Below are 857 nucleotides of genomic sequence, written 5' to 3' on the forward strand. Positions count from 1 at the left end.
TGTCTCATTTTATGAAAACTGAAAAATGGCTCTAAAAAGCATTGAGACTTTGTGCTGCGAAGAAAGTTCATCCAGTGTGAAAACTAGTGCACCTTCTCTGCGCAAACTAGCTTTGTTTCCATCTCCCCCAAAAAATCGCGATTTGTAGGAAGCGCAAAAAATCCACTTTCCCCGGAAAGTTGTAAGGAAAACAAAATTGACTCAGTTCAAATAATGTATTATCCAAGATGTAAGGATAAAACTGTTAAGATTATTATTTATGATAATGAAAGCGCAGCATTTACCGACTTAATGATTAAAAAAATAAACAATGCTGACAATTGGGCTGGATTTTATCGAAAAGTGACGGGAAAATAACTATGAAGAAGAAATTATTAATATTTATTTTATTGAGTATTTTTATGATGTTGACGGTGCATTCGTCAGAACCAGATGTTTATTCACCTTATGGACTGGATATACAGCTATCGGCAGAAGTGGAAAATCATATGATTAATGTCCATATCAAAATCAAAAATAAAGAACAGGAAATCTCTTATATACCACATGATTTTCTTGAATTTTATATGGAATCAAACAATCGAACCTCCATGAAAAACAATTGGTTGCGAATTTATGATAACAAAAACAATGAAGTTCAATACTTCGGAATTATGGCAAGTCCTGTTTTTTTATTAGATAAACCTCTTGAGAAGTATTATTTGGGAAGAGAGCAGGAATACATAATAAGCCTGCGGAATATCGAAACAAATTATTTTATTCCAAAATCTGAATGGATTACAATTCAGTATTATGGACCGCTAGGCAAATCAAATGCTTATAAATTGATGCTGGATTCTAAATAAAAGCACTTCCCC

The 857-nt window shown here is 32.7% G+C and carries 1 protein-coding gene; it reads left to right on the forward strand.

Annotated features, from left to right (window positions below; all coding sequences use genetic code 11):
- Positions 1–359: 359 nt before the first annotated feature.
- A complete protein-coding gene (locus tag JI65_RS16965) occupies positions 360–845 on the forward strand; it encodes a hypothetical protein (protein ID WP_191018343.1) in 486 nt (161 codons plus the stop codon).
- The last annotated feature ends 12 nt before the right edge of the window (positions 846–857 follow it).

It is taken from the genome of Treponema zioleckii (assembly GCF_014737315.1).
GTDB lineage: Bacteria > Spirochaetota > Spirochaetia > Treponematales > Treponemataceae > Treponema_D > Treponema_D zioleckii.